The sequence below is a fragment of the Rhizobium sp. BK456 genome, assembly GCF_014194045.1.
In the GTDB taxonomy this organism is placed as follows: domain Bacteria; phylum Pseudomonadota; class Alphaproteobacteria; order Rhizobiales; family Rhizobiaceae; genus Rhizobium; species Rhizobium redzepovicii.
This window is the reverse complement of the sequence record NZ_JACIAO010000005.1, coordinates 513,255-530,066: the sequence shown is the minus strand read 5'-3', so window position 1 is coordinate 530,066 and position 16,812 is coordinate 513,255. Positions and strand designations below refer to the sequence as shown.

At 61.7% G+C, this 16,812-nt stretch carries 14 protein-coding genes and 3 pseudogenes; 8 read left to right on the top strand and 9 right to left on the bottom strand.

The annotated features are described in order from the left end of the window. The 7 genes from FHX03_RS17850 to FHX03_RS17820 all read right to left on the bottom strand — a co-directional run. Positions 1-173 (bottom strand): ACT domain-containing protein (locus FHX03_RS17850; RefSeq protein ID WP_183854794.1); only part of this gene is annotated, 173 nt, incomplete at its 3' end. Positions 174-269: 96 nt separating this feature from the next. Next, positions 270-1,577 (bottom strand): type III glutamate--ammonia ligase, encoded by a 1,308-nt coding sequence (gene glnT / locus FHX03_RS17845; protein WP_183854792.1) that lies wholly within the window; start codon positions 1,575-1,577, stop codon positions 270-272. 80 nt (positions 1,578-1,657) lie between these two features. Beyond that, positions 1,658-2,986 carry an FMN-binding glutamate synthase family protein gene (locus FHX03_RS17840; RefSeq protein WP_097625746.1) on the bottom strand — a complete coding sequence of 443 codons (1,329 nt, stop codon included), beginning with the start codon at positions 2,984-2,986 and terminating at the stop codon, positions 1,658-1,660. Positions 2,987-3,000: 14 nt separating this feature from the next. Next, entirely contained in the window at positions 3,001-3,687 is a 687-nt protein-coding gene (locus FHX03_RS17835; RefSeq protein ID WP_131710781.1) for a GXGXG domain-containing protein, read from the bottom strand. Between the two features lie 68 nt (positions 3,688-3,755). Then, entirely contained in the window at positions 3,756-4,661 is a 906-nt protein-coding gene (locus FHX03_RS17830) for a class II glutamine amidotransferase (protein WP_131710780.1), read from the bottom strand. A gap of 89 nt (positions 4,662-4,750) precedes the next feature. Beyond that, a complete protein-coding gene (locus tag FHX03_RS17825; protein ID WP_245500015.1) occupies positions 4,751-5,476 on the bottom strand; it encodes a helix-turn-helix domain-containing protein in 726 nt (241 codons plus the stop codon). Positions 5,477-5,505: 29 nt separating this feature from the next. Then, positions 5,506-6,465 carry a GlxA family transcriptional regulator gene (locus FHX03_RS17820; RefSeq protein ID WP_183854790.1) on the bottom strand — a complete coding sequence of 320 codons (960 nt, stop codon included), beginning with the start codon at positions 6,463-6,465 and terminating at the stop codon, positions 5,506-5,508. 87 nt (positions 6,466-6,552) lie between these two features. On the opposite strand from FHX03_RS17820, the gene FHX03_RS17815 reads away from it, so the two are divergent. The 5 genes from FHX03_RS17815 to FHX03_RS17795 all read left to right on the top strand — a co-directional run bounded on the left by FHX03_RS17815 (position 6,553) and on the right by FHX03_RS17795 (position 13,181). Next, positions 6,553-7,803, top strand: coding sequence for a sarcosine oxidase subunit beta family protein (locus tag FHX03_RS17815; RefSeq protein ID WP_183854788.1), 1,251 nt, complete (start codon positions 6,553-6,555; stop codon positions 7,801-7,803). 11 nt (positions 7,804-7,814) lie between these two features. Beyond that, positions 7,815-8,096: a sarcosine oxidase subunit delta gene (locus tag FHX03_RS17810; RefSeq protein WP_097625742.1), complete on the top strand. Its 282-nt coding sequence runs from the start codon at positions 7,815-7,817 to the stop codon at positions 8,094-8,096. Further along, complete coding sequence (locus FHX03_RS17805) at positions 8,093-11,050, top strand: sarcosine oxidase subunit alpha family protein (RefSeq protein WP_183854786.1); 2,958 nt, start codon at positions 8,093-8,095, stop codon at positions 11,048-11,050. Before FHX03_RS17810 ends, FHX03_RS17805 begins: the two co-directional genes overlap by 4 nt. Next, entirely contained in the window at positions 11,043-11,588 is a 546-nt protein-coding gene (locus FHX03_RS17800) for a sarcosine oxidase subunit gamma (protein WP_183854784.1), read from the top strand. Before FHX03_RS17805 ends, FHX03_RS17800 begins: the two co-directional genes overlap by 8 nt. A gap of 462 nt (positions 11,589-12,050) precedes the next feature. Beyond that, positions 12,051-13,181 carry an RNA ligase gene (locus FHX03_RS17795; protein ID WP_097625739.1) on the top strand — a complete coding sequence of 377 codons (1,131 nt, stop codon included), beginning with the start codon at positions 12,051-12,053 and terminating at the stop codon, positions 13,179-13,181. A gap of 293 nt (positions 13,182-13,474) precedes the next feature. Here FHX03_RS17795 and FHX03_RS17790 read toward each other — a convergent pair. Then, a pseudogene (locus FHX03_RS17790) lies at positions 13,475-14,008 on the bottom strand (sigma 54-dependent transcriptional regulator); the annotation flags it as partial. Here FHX03_RS17790 and FHX03_RS17785 point away from each other — a divergent pair. Further along, a pseudogene (locus tag FHX03_RS17785) lies at positions 13,999-14,172 on the top strand (RNA-splicing ligase RtcB); the annotation flags it as partial. The pseudogenes FHX03_RS17790 and FHX03_RS17785 sit on opposite strands and share 10 nt — an antisense overlap. Before the next feature lie 75 nt (positions 14,173-14,247). On the opposite strand, the pseudogene FHX03_RS17780 reads toward FHX03_RS17785, so the two are convergent. Then, positions 14,248-15,559, bottom strand: a pseudogene (locus FHX03_RS17780) (CpaF family protein). A gap of 472 nt (positions 15,560-16,031) precedes the next feature. Here FHX03_RS17780 and FHX03_RS17775 point away from each other — a divergent pair. Further along, positions 16,032-16,235 carry a hypothetical protein gene (locus FHX03_RS17775; protein ID WP_003563674.1) on the top strand — a complete coding sequence of 68 codons (204 nt, stop codon included), beginning with the start codon at positions 16,032-16,034 and terminating at the stop codon, positions 16,233-16,235. 13 nt (positions 16,236-16,248) lie between these two features. Beyond that, the gene (locus FHX03_RS17770) at positions 16,249-16,812 is read left to right on the top strand and encodes a prepilin peptidase (protein ID WP_097625736.1); all 564 of its coding nucleotides are present in this window, start codon (positions 16,249-16,251) and stop codon (positions 16,810-16,812) included.

Below are 16,812 nucleotides of genomic sequence, written 5' to 3'. Positions count from 1 at the left end.
GAAAGACCTTCTTCGGAGATGAAGGAGACGCGCATGAAGAACTTGCCGGTATCGAGATCGTCGAACTGCGAGCTGTCGATGATGTTGCAGCCCTTTTCCGCCAGATAGCTCGAAATCGCCGCAACGATGCCGCGCGTCGATGTGCAGGATACGGTCAGTACGATGTTTTTCATGCTGTCTCTTCCTTCGAGATCAGGTGCCGAGGATGCGATCGCGCCGAAGCTTGTCGCTCCGGCATGTCGGCGGTCTTAAAGACATCCGTCGGCCGCTCAGATGTCGAGCGTGCTGTCGCGTTCCCATTGGGTGAAATGCGAGCAGTAGGCATTCCATTCCCGATGCTTCAGCTTCAGATAGGCGGCGGAAAATTCCGCCCCCATCGCCTGCTTCAGGCCCTCGTCGTCATCATAGGCGCGTAGCGCATCAAGAAGGTTGAGCGGCAGGCGCGGCGCGTCCTTCACCAGATGGCCCTCGGCATACATGTCGATATCGTAGTGCCGGCCGGGGTCTGCCTGGCTGCGGATGCCGTCGAGGCCGGCGGCGATGATGATCGCCTGCAGCAGGTAGGGATTGACCGCCCCATCAGGCAGGCGCAGCTCGAAACGTCCCGGTCCCGGAACGCGCACCATGTGGGTGCGGTTGTTGCCCGTCCAGGTGACGGTGTTCGGCGACCAGGTAGCGCCCGATGTGGTGCGCGGCGCGTTGATGCGCTTGTAGGAATTGACCGTCGGATTGGTAACCGCGGCAAGTGCGGAGGCATGCTTCATGATGCCGCCGAGGAAGGTCTTGCCCTGAGCAGAGAGCCCGAAAGCCATCTCCTTGTCCGCGAAGGCGTTGACCTTGCCATCGAGGTCCCAGACCGAGATATGGGCGTGGCAGCCGTTTCCGGTCAGTCCCTTGAAGGGCTTCGGCATGAAGGTAGCGCGAAGCCCGTGCTTTTCGGCGACCGACTTGACCATGAACTTGAAGAAGGAGTGCTTGTCCGCCGTCTTCAGAACATCGTCATATTCCCAGTTCATCTCGAACTGGCCGTTCGCATCCTCGTGGTCGTTCTGATAGGGCTTCCAGCCGAGTTCGAGCATATAGTCGCAAATCTCGGCGATGACGTCGTAGCGGCGCATCACCGCCTGCTGATCGTAGCAGGGCTTTTCGGCGGTATCGTACTGATCCGAGATCACCGAGCCATCGGCGGAAATTAGAAAGAATTCCGGCTCGACGCCGGTTTTGACCCTCAGCCCTTGTTTCGCAGCCTCAGCGACCAGCCTCTTCAGCAGTACACGCGGCGCCTGTTCGACCGGCTGATCGTCCATGACGCAGTCGGCCGCGACCCAGGCGACGTCTTTCTTCCAGGGCAGCTGGATGACGGAGGACGCATCGGGAACCGCGAACAGGTCGGGATGGGCGGGCGTCAGGTCGAGCCAGGTGGCAAAGCCCGCAAAGCCGGCGCCATCTTTCTGCATATCGGCAATGGCTTCGGCGGGGACCAGCTTGGCGCGTTGGCCGCCGAACAGGTCGGTATAGCTGATCATGAAATATTTGATGCCTTTGTCTCTGGCAAAAGCAGCAAGGTCCAGTGTCATTCTCGTTCCCCTTTGGATTTCTTGGAGACACCTTGGTTACGGATACGGAACGGCCGGGACGTTTGCCCGGCCGGTAGAAATCAAAAGCCCCCTTTGCCGGGGATCCAGTTGGTGCCGGCGAGCGGCACTTGCGCCATGGCGGATGCCTCGATCGTCAGTGCGACGAGGTCTTCCGGCTCGAGGTTGTGCAGATGGTTCTTGCCGCAGGCCCGCGCAATCGTCTGCGCCTCGAGCGTCATCACCTTGAGGTAGTTGGCAAGGCGGCGGCCGGCCGCAACCGGGTCGAGGCGCTTTGCGAGCTCCGGATCCTGGGTGGTGATCCCGGCCGGATCCTTGCCTTCATGCCAGTCGTCATAGGCGCCGGCTGTCGTGCCGAGTTTCTGATATTCCTCTTCCCAGTGCGGATCGTTGTCGCCGATGGCGACAAGTGCGGCCGTGCCGATCGCGACTGCATCGGCGCCGAGCGCCAGCGCCTTGGCGACGTCGGCGCCGGAACGGATGCCGCCCGAAACGATCAGTTGCACCTTCCGATGCATGCCGAGTTCCTGCAGCGCTTGGACGGCCGGGCGAATGCAGGCAAGTGTCGGCATGCCGACATTCTCGATGAAGACGTCCTGGGTGGCCGCGGTGCCGCCCTGCATGCCGTCGAGCACGACGACGTCGGCGCCGGCCTTCACGGCAAGGGCGGTATCGTAATAGGGACGCGCGCCGCCGATCTTGACGTAGATCGGCTTTTCCCAATCGGTGATCTCGCGCAGCTCCATGATCTTGATTTCAAGATCGTCGGGGCCGGTCCAGTCGGGATGGCGGCAGGCCGAGCGCTGGTCGATACCCTTCGGCAGGTTGCGCATATTGGCGACGCGGTCGGAGATCTTCTGACCGAGCAGCATGCCGCCGCCGCCGGGCTTGGCGCCCTGGCCGACCACGACTTCGATCGCATCGGCGCGGCGCAAATCCTTCGGGTTCATGCCGTAGCGCGACGGCAGGTACTGATAGACCAGCGTCTGCGAATGGCCGCGTTCCTCATCGGTCATGCCGCCGTCGCCAGTCGTGGTCGAGGTGCCTGATATCGTCGCGCCGCGGCCGAGCGCTTCCTTGGCATTGCCGGAAAGCGCGCCGAAGCTCATGCCGGCAATGGTGATCGGCGTCTTGAGCGTGATCGGCTTCTTGGCGAAACGCGAGCCGAGCACCACCGTCGTGTCGCACTTCTCGCGATAACCTTCGAGCGGATAGCGCGAGATCGAGGCGCCAAGAAACAGCAGATCGTCGAAATGCGGAACCTTGCGCTTGGTGCCGGCGCCGCGGATGTCATAGATCCCGGTCGCGGCCGCCCGGCGGATTTCGGCGAGCGTATAATCGTCGAAGGTCGCGGACTTGCGGGGCGGGGTATAGGGGTTGTGATAGCTCATGGGGATCCCTCGCCTCAATACGCGTCGGCGTTGTCGATGTTGAAATTGTAGAGCTTGCGGGCCGAGCCGTAGCGCTTGAACTCTTCGGGCCTGACGTCGGTCACCTCTGCGCGCTCGAGCAGCTCGGCAAGCTTCTCCAGATGCTCCCGCCGCATCTCTTTCTCGATGCAATCGGAGCCGAGGCTCTTGACCTCGCCGCGGACGAAAAGCTTGGCTTCGTAGAGCGAATCCCCCAGCGCATCCCCGGCGTCGCCGAGCACGACGAGATGGCCGGACTGGCCCATGAAGGCCGACATGTGGCCGATGCTGCCGTGAACGACGATGTCGATGCCCTTCATCGAAATGCCGCAGCGCGAGGCCGCATTGCCCTTGATGACGAGCAGGCCGCCGCGGCCGGTGGCGCCGGCATACTGGCTGGCGTCGCCTTCGATGACGACGGTGCCGGACATCATGTTTTCGGCAACGCCCGGACCGGCCGAACCATGAACCGTCACCCTGCCGCCATCATTCATGCCGGCGCAGTAATAACCGACCGATCCTCTGACGGAGACCGTGACGGGGCTGTCGATGCCGACGGCGACGGCATGGCTGCCGCGCGGGTTGATGACTTCGAATTCGGTGTCGTTGGCGCCTTTCGAAAGGGCGTGCAGGGCGCTGTTCAACTCGCGAAGCGGGGTGTTGGAAAGGTCGAATATGGGCATTGAATCCTCGTTGGAATCCTCGTTTGTCTGGGAGACGGTTTCAGCCGTCTCCTGTTTTCAGGCGCCCCTCAGGCGGCCTTGTCGTGATCCCAGAAATAAACGGTCGCCGGCTCCGGCTCCCAGACACGGGCATTCTCGATGCCGGGAAGGTTGACCAGTGCGCGGTATTCCGAGCCGAAGGCGACATATTGGTCGGTCTCGGCCATGACGGCGGGCTTGCAGGCGATTGGGTCGCGTACCACGCCGAAGCCGGATTTGGTGCCGACGACGAAGGTGAAGAAGCCGTCGAGATCGTCGAGCGCGCCAGTCAGCGCCTGGCCGAGATCCTTGCCCTTGGCCATTTCGGCCGTCAGATAGGCGGCGGCGACTTCGGAATCGTTCTGCGTCTCGAAGGTCATGCCTTCGCGGATGAGTTCGCGGCGCAGATTGTTGTGGTTGGAGAGCGAGCCGTTGTGCACGAGGCACTGGTCGGCGCCGGTCGAGAACGGATGGGCGCCGAGCGTGGTGACGGCGGATTCGGTCGCCATGCGGGTATGGCCGATGCCGTGGGTGCCGCCCATGGCGCGGACGTCGAACCGCTTCACGACGTCTTTCGGAAGGCCGATTTCCTTGTAGATCTCGACGCTTTCGCCCGACCCCATCAGACGGACCGCCGGACGGATCTCTTCGAGCGCCTTGCGCACGGTTCCAAGCTTGGAGGCATCAAGCTCGATGACCGCATGCGTGCTCTTGATCGATACCTCGGCTTTGATGCCGGCCTTCTCGAGGTCGGCGGCGAGGCCTTCGAAGTCCGCGCCCGGATTGGCGGACTGGATGGTGATCTTCGCCCTGCCCTCGGCAGCACCGCCATAGATCGCGATGCCGGCCGAATCCGGTCCGCGATCCGTCATGGTGATCAGCATATCCGAGAGCAGATTTCCCAGCTGAGATTCAAGGCTCTTGTCCTTGAGGAACAGTCCAACAATGCCGCACATAGCGCGTGCCTCCGTTCATGTTGAGAAAGGAGTAGCAGGTCTGTTTCAGGGCATCAACTGGGAAGAATAAATTTTTCTTTTAAGGCAAGTCAGCTTCTGGAGTTCTGTTGGGGATAACTGATGATCGAGAGGTACTTGCTCGGCAGCTTCACCAGCTGTTCCGGCCCATGCGGCGCATCGGCATCGAAGAACAGGCTGTCGCCCGGCTGCATCTGGAAAAGCTGGTCGCCGTGGCGGTAGATAACCTCGCCTTCGAGCATATAGAGAAACTCCATGCCTTCGTGCTGGAACGTCGGGAAGACGTCGGAATCGGCGGTCAGTGTGATGAGATAGGGCTCGACGATGACGCCACTGGTATTATTGTCGATATGGCCGAGCAGATTATATTGATGGCCGGCCCGCGTGCCGCGCCGTTCGAGCTCGATACCCTGCCCCGCCTTGACGAAGACGGCGTTGCGCGGCTCCTCATAGCGGCGGAAGAAAGCGGTCATCGGCACGCCGAGCGCCCGTGACAGCGATTGCAGTGTCGTCAGCGAGGGCGAGATGTTGCCGTTTTCGATCTTCGACAGCATGCCGAGCGAAATGCCGGTCGCGGCCGCGAGATCGGTGACGGTGATGCCGAGTTTTTTGCGGTAGGCGCGCACCTCATGGCCGATCGCCATTTCGAGGTTGTTCTCCTTCGGTTCCCGAACTGCGTGCGGATCCTGGGAAAAGGGCGTGCGTCCGCCATGCGCCTCGTCCGGTTGAGTTGCCGCTTCACGCTTGGTTTTCATGCTGCCGCCTTCGCTTTTGACCGAGGCCAACCCTATCGTCATAGTGAAATTTTCTCAACCGTGAAGAAAACCTATTCCCGCCGCGCCTCGCGCGGAGCGATGCCGTAGGCGGCGCGGAACATCCGGGAAAAATGGCTGAGACTGGAAAAGCCGGTGGCGACCGCGATCTCCGAGACGGAAAGCGGGCTCTGTTTCAGCAGGCGATGGGCATGCTGCAGCCTGATCCGATGGTATTGATCGAGAAAGGTGGTGCCGAGATGGGCTGAGAAGAGCCGGTCGAGATGGCGGGTGGTGACGCCGGCGATGCGTGCCATGGCGGCGCGGCCGAGCGGCATCTCGATCGTCTCCTCCATGCGTTCGAGAACGCTGAGCAGCCCGGGATGATGGACGCCGTAGCGCTCGGCCAGCGAGGCGCGCTGGGGGGCGGCGGGCTCGTTGACCTCGGTGTGAAGATACCAGTCGCTGACGCGTCGGGCGAAGTCCGGTCCCATGCGCTCGGCGATCAGCACATGCATCATGTCGAGCGGTGCGATGCCGCCGCCGCAGGTGATGCGGTTGCCGTCGATCATGAAGCGCGCCTGGTGTGGCGTGAGGTCCGGGAAGGCCTCGAGAAGGGCGGCGGCATGTTCCCAATGGATGGTAAAATCGCGGCCGGCAAGCAGTCCGGCGGCCGCCATCAGATAGGGCCCTCCCGAAATGCCGCCGATCCTGACACCTTCGCGCGCCAACTGCCTCAGGCAGGCAAGCACGCCGGGATAACGCCAATCGCGCGGCAAGCCGCCGGCGCAGACGAAGGCCGTGCCGAGGCCGGAACCCCTTGCCGGAAGCGGTTCGGCTGGCACGCTGACGCCCGAGGACGAGAGCACCGGCGCGCCGTCCGGCGAGAAGATCGACAGGCGATAGATCTCTCGTCCGGCCAAAAGGTTTGCCGCTCTGAGCGGCTCGGTCGCCGAGGCATAAGACATCAGCGCGAATCCCGGGATGAGGATGAAGCCGATCTCCTGGACATTTCTACTATCGGATGAGTACATGTCTCTTTTCTAACCATTCATGTCCTAATTGCGCAAGTCGCGCGTCGCCTTTCTGGCATCATGCGGTCGTTCCATTCGGATTGACCCATGCGCTACTCCGCTCTTTCGATTTTCCTCAACGGCCTTCGCGGCAACAAAAGCTGGGCGCCCGCCTGGCGCGACCCGGCGCCGAAGCCGCATTATGATGTCGTCATTGTCGGCGGCGGCGGTCACGGCCTTGCCACCGCCTATTACCTCGCCAAGGAATTCGGCATCACCAATGTCGCCGTGCTCGAAAAGGGCTATCTCGGCTCCGGCAATATCGGCCGGAATACCACGATCATCCGCTCGAACTATTTGCTTCCCGGCAACAATCCCTTCTACGAGCTGTCGATGAAGCTTTGGGAAGGGCTGGAGCAGGACTTCAATTTCAACGCCATGGTCTCGCAGCGCGGCGTGCTCAACCTCTTCCATTCCGATGCGCAGCGCGATGCCTATACGCGCCGCGGCAACGCCATGCGGCTGCACGGTGTCGATGCCGAGCTTTTCGATAGGCAGGCGGTGCGCACAAAACTGCCCTTCCTCGATTTCGACAATGCGCGTTTCCCGGTGATGGGCGCCCTGTTCCAGCCGCGTGGCGGCACGGTGCGCCACGATGCGGTCGCCTGGGGTTATGCGCGCGGCGCCGACAGCCGCGGCGTCGACATCATCACCCAGTGCGAGGTCACCGGCATCCGCACCGAAAACGGTCAGGTCACCGGCGTCGAGACCAGCAGGGGCTTCATCGGCTGCGCCAAGCTGGCGCTGGCGGCGGCCGGCAATTCCACCGTCGTCGCCGATATGGCGGGCCTCCGTCTGCCGATCGAAAGCCATGTGCTGCAGGCCTTCGTCTCCGAAGGGTTGAAGCCGTTCATCGACAATGTCGTCACCTTCGGCGCCGGACATTTCTACGTCTCGCAGTCCGACAAGGGCGGCCTTGTTTTCGGCGGCGATATCGACGGCTATAATTCCTATGCCCAGCGCGGCAATCTGGCGACCGTCGAACATGTCGCCGAAGCCGGCGTGGCGATGATCCCTTCGCTGTCGCGGGTGCGTTATCTCCGTTCCTGGGGCGGGGTGATGGACATGAGCATGGACGGCTCGCCGATCATCGACCGCACCCATATCGACAATCTCTATCTCAACGCCGGCTGGTGCTACGGCGGCTTCAAGGCAACGCCCGCCTCCGGCTTCTGCTACGCCCATCTGATCGCCCGCAACACGCCGCATCAGACGGCCCGCGCCTTCCGGCTCGACCGTTTCGCCCGCGGCTATCCGATCGACGAAAAGGGCGTCGGCGCCCAGCCCAATCTGCACTGAGGACACTCAACATGGCGAGCCTGATTTCCTGTCCCCATTGCGGCGCTCGGCCCAAGGAGGAATTCTCGATCCGCGGCGATGCGAGCCTTGTCAGGCCGGCGCCGGATGCCGGGGCGGATGCCTGGTTCGACTATGTCTATCTGCGCGACAATCCGCGTGGCCGCCACAGCGAATATTGGCACCACTCCTCCGGATGCCGCCGCTGGCTGATCGTCGAACGCGATACCATTACCCATAAGGTCCATCACGTCAGGGATGCCGCACTTTCCAAGCTCGGCGGAGAACCGGCATGACGAGCTTCCGTCTTTCCTCCGGCGGCCGGATCGACCGCGCCACGACACTCGGTTTCAGTTTCGACGGCAAGGCGCTGGAAGGCCATCCGGGCGATACGCTCGCCTCGGCGTTGCTTGCCAACGGCATCCAGCTCGTCGGCCGCAGCTTCAAATATCACCGCCCGCGCGGCATCCTGACGGCGGGTGCGGCCGAACCGAACGCGCTGGTGACGACAGGCAGCGGCGGGCGCACCGAACCGAATACGCGCGCGACCATGATCGAGCTCTACGAGGGGCTGACGGCAAAGAGCCAGAACCGCTGGCCTTCGCTCGGCTTCGATATCGGCGCGGTCAACGGCCTGCTCTCGCCCTTCCTCAGCGCCGGTTTCTACTACAAGACCTTCATGTGGCCGGCAGCACTCTGGGAAAAGCTCTACGAGCCGGTGATCCGCAAGGCGGCCGGCCTCGGCAGAGCTTCCTATGAGGCCGATCCCGATATTTATGAGAAATGCTGGGCGCACTGCGATCTGCTGGTGATCGGCGCCGGCCCCGCCGGTCTTGCCGCAGCACTGACCGCCGGCCGCGCCGGAGCGCGCGTCATCCTTGCCGACGAAGGCGCCGAACTCGGCGGCAGCCTGCTTTCCGAGAGCGGCGCTGTCGAGAGCAAGCCAGCGGACACGCTTCCCGCTGAGCTGCTGGCCGAGCTCGAAGGGCTGGCGAATGTGCGCCGCCTGCCGCGCATGACCGTCTTCGGCTGGTACGACGACAATGTCTTCGGCGCCGTCGAACGTGTGCAGAAGCATGTGGCGCTGCCCGATCCGGACCGCCCGGTCGAACGCTTGTGGCGCATCGTCGCCCGTCAGGCAATCCTGGCGACGGGCGCCGAGGAGCGGCCGCTGGTCTTCGGCGGCAACGATATTCCGGGCGTGATGATGGCGGGCGCCATGCGCAGCTATCTCAACCGGCAGGCTGTCGCGCCGGGCAGAAGTACGGTGGTCTTTACCACCAATGATGCCGGTTACCGCACCGCCGCCGATCTTGAGGCCGCCGGCCTCGCCATCACGGCGATCGTCGACAGCCGCGCGGACGGGGGAAAGACCTGGCAGGGTCGCGCCGACGTGCTGAGGGGCGCCCGGATCGTTGATGCCCATGGCGGCCAGCGCCTCAACGGCGTCAGCGTCGAAACCGCAAGCGGCACCCGCCGCATCGAAGCCGATGCGCTGGCCATGTCGGGCGGCTGGAGTCCGGTCATCCACCTTGCCTGCCATCGCGGCGCAAAGCCGCAATGGTCGGACGAGGCCGCGGCGTTTCTGCCGCCGGCTGCGCAGGAAGGCCTTGCCGTTGCCGGCTCGGCTGCCGGTCTTGTCGAAACCGCTGCCTGCCTTGGCGATGGTGCGGCAAAGGCGGCTGCCGCCCTGAAGGCGATCGGCTTTGCGGCGGCGGAACCGGCCTTTGCCGCCGCCTCGGAAGCGGCGCGAGGCTCAAAGCCCCTCTGGTCAGTCAAGGGCTCGAAGGGCAAGGCCTTCGTCGATTATCAGAACGACGTCCATCTCAAGGATCTCGGCCTCGCGGTGCGAGAAGGCTACGGCCATGTCGAGCTCGCCAAGCGTTACACGACATCAGGCATGGCGACCGATCAGGGCAAGCTTTCCAACATCAACGCTATCGGCATTCTGGCCGAGGCGCGCGGCGTTTCGCCCGCCGAAGTGGGAACGACGACCTTCCGGCCTTTCTATACGCCGGTCTCCTTCGGCGCTCTGACCGGGGCATCGCGCGGCAAGGATTTCCAGCCGGCGCGCAAATCGCCGCTGCACGGCTGGGCTCAGAAGAACGGCGCGGTCTTCGTTGAAACCGGCCTCTGGTATCGTTCCTCCTGGTTCCCGCGAGCCGGCGAGGCGACATGGCGCGACAGCGTCGATCGCGAAGTGCTGAATATCCGCAAAAATGCCGGCCTCTGCGACGTCTCGACCCTCGGCAAGATCGAAATCTTCGGCAAGGATGCCGCGATCTTCCTCGACCGGGTCTATTGCAACGGCTTCGCCAAGCTTGCCGTCGGCAAGGCGCGTTACGGCATCATGCTGCGCGAGGACGGCTTTATCTATGACGACGGCACCACCAGCCGCTTCAGCGACGAGCATTTCTTCATGACGACGACGACGGCGCTTGCCGCCGGGGTGCTCACCCATCTCGAATTCTGCGCCCAGACGATCTGGCCGGAGCTCGACGTCTGCTTCGCCTCCTCCACCGATCAATGGGCGCAGATGGCCGTTGCCGGGCCGAAGTCCCGCGCCATCCTTTCCGAGATCGTCGACGAGGATATCTCCGATGCCGCCTTCCCCTTCATGAGCGCCCGCAAGGTGTCGCTATTCGCAGGCCGTCTCGAGGGCCGGCTGTTCCGGATTTCCTTCTCCGGCGAACTCGCCTACGAATTGGCCGTGCCGGCCGGCTACGGCGAGAGCGTTGCCGACGCCATCATGGCGGCCGGGGAAAAACATGGCATCTGCGCCTACGGCGCCGAAGCGCTCGGCGTCCTGCGCATCGAAAAGGGCCATGTCACCCATGCCGAGATCAACGGCACGGTCACCCCGGGCGATCTCGGTTTCGGCCGCATGGTGTCATCGACCAAGCCGGATTTCATCGGCAAGGCGATGCTTGCCCGTGACGGCCTGCAGGATCCCGAGCGCCCGCGCCTTGTCGGCGTCAAGCCGCTCAACCCGGCAAGTGGCTTCCGCACCGGCTCGCATATCCTTGCCGAAGGCGCTGCGGCGACGCTCGAAAACGACCAGGGTTACGTTACATCGAGCGCCTTCTCGCCGACCCTCGGCCATACGATCGGCCTGGCGCTGGTCCGGCGCGGGCCGGAGCGCATCGGCGAAAAGATGACGGTCTGGAACGGGCTGCGCAATGAATTCACCGATGCGGTGCTCTGCCATCCCGTCTTCATCGATCCCGAAAACGAGAAGCTCCATGCCTGATCTTCCCCAGCACAAACCGGTTCTTGCCGGAACGGTATATAGTGGCATTTCCGGAGCAGGCATCCGGCTGGAGGCCCTGCCGGAAGGCCATCTCCTGCACGTGCTCGGCACGATCGAGTCGGCGGCACTTGCCGCGGAATTGGCCAAAGCCGGCTTTACCAATAGTTCGATCCGCAAAGCCGGCTTCCGCCAATGGTTCGTCGCCGGCAACGAGCCGCTTTCCCCCGCCAGCCTTGCCGCCCTTGCGGCAGTACTCGCGGGAAAAGCCGTCGTCATGGACCAGAGCCACGGACGCGTGCGCATCGGCATATCAGGCCGCTCCTCGCGGCTGCTTCTCTCAAAAGGCACCGCCATCGATCTCGATCCCGCCGTCTTCCCGGAAGGCAGTTCGGCGATGACCATGATGGGTCACATCTCCGTACAGATCGTCCGCACCGGCGATGACAGCTTCGAACTCGCCGTTCTGCGCAGCTTCGCCGAAAGCCTCTGGGACGAACTCAGGCATATGGCGGCGAGCGCTGAAAAGGAAGGCGCGTGAGGGCCGTGCCGGCACAAGATCGACGATTAGGGGAATAGCTGGAAGGCTCAACTTTCCGGCGCGGTGGCACCCAGCCGTTGACCGTCGAGCCAACACGAGAATTCGCTACAGCGGAGAGGATGGCGGCGAAATTTTTAGGGACTGACGATGGAGCAGATGGCAAGCGGTGCCCCAATCACACTTCGTGGCAGCCTAGATAATGCCGCGAGATAAATTCTTTGAGCATGATTGATCGAACCGTTATCTCGAATCGGATTCACGCTTCAACGCGGGGATCGCGAACGCCAGTAGCGAAATCATTGGCAAAGGCTGTGTTGGGTCCGAACCCAATGGCGTTGCACCCATCAGAGCGGACAATCAAATCTATTAGTAAATCGCGTTTGACGGCGTGGAACGGCTGAACAATTGATAAATTCAGCCAAAAATAATTCTGAAGGCGATAAAAGAGGGTGCTGTGAAAAGATGAACGACCCGATACACCCTGCACGCCAAATCCCGTTTCCCGACCTTATCGCTGGCTTGAAGCGAGCCCAAGGGCTCGGCCATGTCCATCGCCGTCAGAACGCAACCGGTACTTTGCAGCTCTACATCTATACCCCCCGGTGCGTATATGAGGATGGTTGGGATCAGTTTTCGCTGATCGCTCGCGGTCTCATTGTGGACGAGGGCGCTGGTCGGGTCGTTGCTACGCCGTTTCCGAAGTTTTTCAATGTCGACGAGCGGCATGGCAAAGTACCCGATCTGCCGTTTGAGGCGTTCGAAAAGCTCGATGGTAGTCTGATAATCGTGTTCAATGATGCTGGCCGTTGGCACGCAGCCACCAAAGGCGCGTTCGACTCCGAACAGGCCCTATGGGCTCAAGCACGCTTGGATGCCCACGATCTCTCAGGTCTGTCGCCGGATACGACATATCTGTTCGAGGCGGTATATCCGGAAAACAGAATGGTCGTGCGATATGCGGAGCCTGCCATGGTGATGTTGGCGGCCTACCACGCTTCAGGTCTTGAAGTAACCTACGACGAGGTTCGAACGACCAGCCAAGCGTTGGGATGGCGTGCGGCCGAACGCCATGAGTTCGGGAATATGGCGGACATGATGCTCCATACTGCAACGCTCCCACGCGACAACGAGGGATTTGTCGTTAGATTCACAAATGGCTTGCGCCTCAAACTCAAAGGCTCCGAGTACCGTCGTATCCATGCGTTGATCTCACGCTGCACGCCATTGGCAATCTGGGAAGCAATGGCCGCAGGGGACGATATGGCCGCGATTCGTCGTGATCTGCCGGAAGAGTTTTGGAGCGATTTTGACAACATCGTACTCCTCCTGACGAAGGAATACGCGGCGATGGAAAGGAAGGTCGCTGAACTGGCAGCATCTGTCGCCCATCTTTCCGATAAAGAGTTGGGATTGTCGCTCAATTCACTGCCTGCTGACGTGGGTCCTTACGTTTTTGGCTTGCGAAAAGCAGGTGCAATCGTAGGCAAGTCCCGAGACGCGTTGATGCGTTCCATCAGACCCACTGGCAACGTGTTGCCAGGTTACCAGCCGTCATATGCCATGGGGCGTGTGATTGATGAGGCAACATCGTAGATTTGCAGCGTACAGTAGCTCTGGCGTGAATGCAGGATTGGAGAAGGTCTCGGCTGAGAGGTTCCTTCCGCTGTGACATTGAAGCAATAATGCGTTAAATAGCGGCATCAGTGGAACGTGTGCTTTGCTTCAGAAGGTTTTCGATAGGTGAACCTCACGCCCAGACTTTCTGGTCGTGAAAACCTCCAATGTACTCTCCATGGAGAAACTCCCGTTGCTCGTCCATGGAAAGCCGATCACAGATTAGCCCAGACAGGGCAACGTGGGAGTGAAACACCGGTTACCACAAGCCTTTATCCGGCTTTCCGAATGTCCTCGAATCTGAGACTGAAGCGCGCGAGATATTTACTCAGGCGGTCGGCGTCGTTGCTGCTCTTTTTCTCAAGTCGCGTGATCGCAAACAAGGCTCTGCCCGCAGCACTTGCCGTGGCATGTTGACGGCAGGTATGAAGAACAGCGGCAAGCTGGGCTGCGTCAAAGTGATCGAGGCGAGTAGCAGCTTCTGCACCCAGCACGTCTTCGATGATTAGGTCCATCTTGCCGTCGTCACTCGAACCGCGCCAAAACGCATTCAGCCGTCGGACTTCATCATCGACGACGTCAATCGTGATGCGTCCATGCGGCGCGAGGGTCGCCATGCGGGTCACCGAAGCCGACAGGTCGCGAAAGTTGGCACTCCAGACTGCTTGCGGGCCAGTTGCGAAACTAAGATAGCGTTCGCGTGCTTCCTTGTTGAACGTAACATTTTCGCCTTCTCGTTCCAGATAGCGCCTGAGCTCGAAGTCGAGATTGGGCTCTATGTCCTCCTTGCGCTCGCGCAGGGCCGGCCGATGTGTCGGAACTGCCGAGTGCCTACAAGAGCGCTGCGAACGTGCGGGCGCAGATCGAGCACTACGGTCTCGCCGAAGTGGTCGACGAGGTGATCCCCTACGGGGGCATCATGGCCAGCGACTGGCAGCAGAATGCGCCCTGGCGTAAAAAGCGCCGGTAAACAACCGGGGAAGGCAAACACGCTTGCCTTCCCTTCCCTCGAAGGCACCAGATTCCGAACGTCTGCCAATAGGCTTCAAGCCGTTTCCCGCGCGGCAGGCGTCATCCATTCGGCGCGCTCTGCACCTTGCAGCTCTTCCACCGCATCGGCGGCAAAGCTCGGCACGACACCGGTCCACAGCAGTGCGCCATCGGGATTGGAATGTCCGTCGCCCTCGAGCTTGTAGATGCTCTCGACGATATACTGGCCGTCCTCGTTGAGGCCCTTGATCTCGGAAATCTCGATCACCCGGCGTCGTCCGGTGCGCTTGAAACGGGCGATTTGCACGACGACGTCGACGGCAGAGGCGATCTGGGCGCGCAGCGGTCGGAGCGGCATGTCGATATCCGACATCAGCGCCAGCGTTTCCAGCCGGTGCAGGGCGTCGTAGGGCGTGTTGGCATGCACCGTCGACAGGCTGCCGCTATGGCCCGAGGTCATCGCCTGGATCATATCGAGCGCCTCGCCGCCGCGGCACTCGCCGACGATGATGCGGTCGGGCCGCATGCGCAGCGACGAGCGGAACAGGTCGCGGATGCTGGCGCCGCCGCGGCCGAAACGGTCGGGCTTCGTGACTTCGAGATAGACCACGTGTTCCTTACGGATCTGCAGTTCCGAGGTGTCCTCGATGACGATGATGCGCTCGTGATCGGCAAAGGCTTCCGACAGCGCGTTCAGCATCGTCGTCTTGCCGGTGCCGGTGCCGCCGGAGATGATGACGTTCTTCTGCAGCCCGACGGCCGCCTGCAGCAGCGTCAGCGACTGCTCGGTCAGACTGCCCTGGGTGACGAGATCGCGAATGCTGCGATGTTCCTTCAAAAAGCGGCGGATGGAGATGCAGAGCCCGGTGCGGGCAGCCGGCGGCTGGATCATCTGCACGCGCGAACCATCCGGCAGGCGCGCCTCGACGCTCGGCTCCTCCGGCGTCAGCCGTTTGCCGGAGAATTGCGCGATGCTGCGCGCGGCCGATTCCAGATCCTCGCGGCTGGCGAACCGCGTGTCGGCGCGTTCGAGCTTGCCGCGCCGTTCGACGAAGATATCGGATGTCCCGTTGATCAGGATTTCGGAAACGCTCGGATCGTCGAGCAGGAAGCGGATCGGACCCAAGAGCTTGTCCAGCGCCCGGGTCAGGACCTGGAAGGTCGCCTGTTCGGCGGCGTCGTCGGAAACGGCCTTCATCAGAGCGGCATCCCCACCAGAACCGTGCTCATGCCGAACAATGTCGCCATCATTTGAACTGCGGTTGGAAAGAACATCATCAATGGAATGAGGACCAATGCAAGTATCAGGATGCTGCTCATCGTTTCCATGGTTCGTTTCTCCGGAACGACTGAAGGGCGAGGCCCATAATGTCGGTGAAGCTTAATCCAGATCGCCAAGCAACGCCATGGTCGCGTCCCGCGCGAGCGGCCGATAGGACGTGCGCCGTGTCGTCTATTCTATCGCCTTGAAAGAATTGACCAATTATGGGGCAGTCGGAGACAGTTGGCAAAGCCGCCGCCAAGTTGCTTCTTCGGGGTAAAACTATAACGTCTTCAGTCGGTTAGTTTAAAATTACCGCCGTCAACTCCGTTTCATCAAGAGACGCCTCCAAGACAATTGGAACCCTTCGTTCCGTTTGCTTGACGGAGGGCTGGCCTTGGGCGCACTCTTGGGTCTTAATGGTGTTGCTCAACAAGCGTTGGCCGCCGGGGAAGAAAAGCTGAAGCAGAACATATCATTGGAACGAGCAACGTGCTGGTTCGGATCGATGCCGTATGCTTGGTAATCTTCTCTCAGGTCTTCGATCCGAAACAAACCTAGGAACGAGGAATACGCAGATGTTTGGAAAACTCAAGACTCTCGCAATTGCACTTCACCAGGACGAGCGCGGCGACATGGCCCAGATCGTCCTCGCCGTCGCCCTGATCGTCATTCCGCTGATGCTGCTTCTGCTCGCATTCGGCAAACAGATCGGCGAATGGTTCAACGAAAAGAACACGGCGCTCTCGGATGCCGAGAGAATTCCCGAGCCGGGTCAATAAGCGGGCCGGGATCATGGATACGACCTATGATCTGACCCTGATGCCTGCGGCGGCGGCTCTTGCCGTCGCCTGCGCCACGACCGCGGCGGTGCTCGATCACCGCCAGGGTCACATCCCGAACGCCGTGACCTATCCCTGCCTGCTTGCCGGCTTCATGCTGGCGGCAGCCGGCGGAGGTCTCGCAGGGATCGGCCTTGCCTTTGCCGGCCTCATTGCAGCCGGCATGATCTTCATCATCGCCTTCGCAGCCGGCAGCTGCGGCGGCGGCGATGTCAAGCTGATGGCGGCGCTCGGCGCCATTCTCGGCCTCTGGCCCGCCATCGATGTGACGCTCGCAGCGCTGATGGTCGGCGGCGTGATCGCCCTGTTCTCAATGGCGCGGCGTGTTCAGTGGAGCGTGCTGGCTAGGAACGTCGGACTGTTCGCTTTGCTTCTGCCTGCCGGTTTCCGCGATGCCGCTTCGGTGCTGAAGCCGCGCGAGACACATCATACCGTCCGCTTCGGCGTTGCCGCCGCTCTCGGACTTTTCTGGTGCCTGTTCATGCCCGATTTCACCCCTCTTTCACTCGTGAGGTAA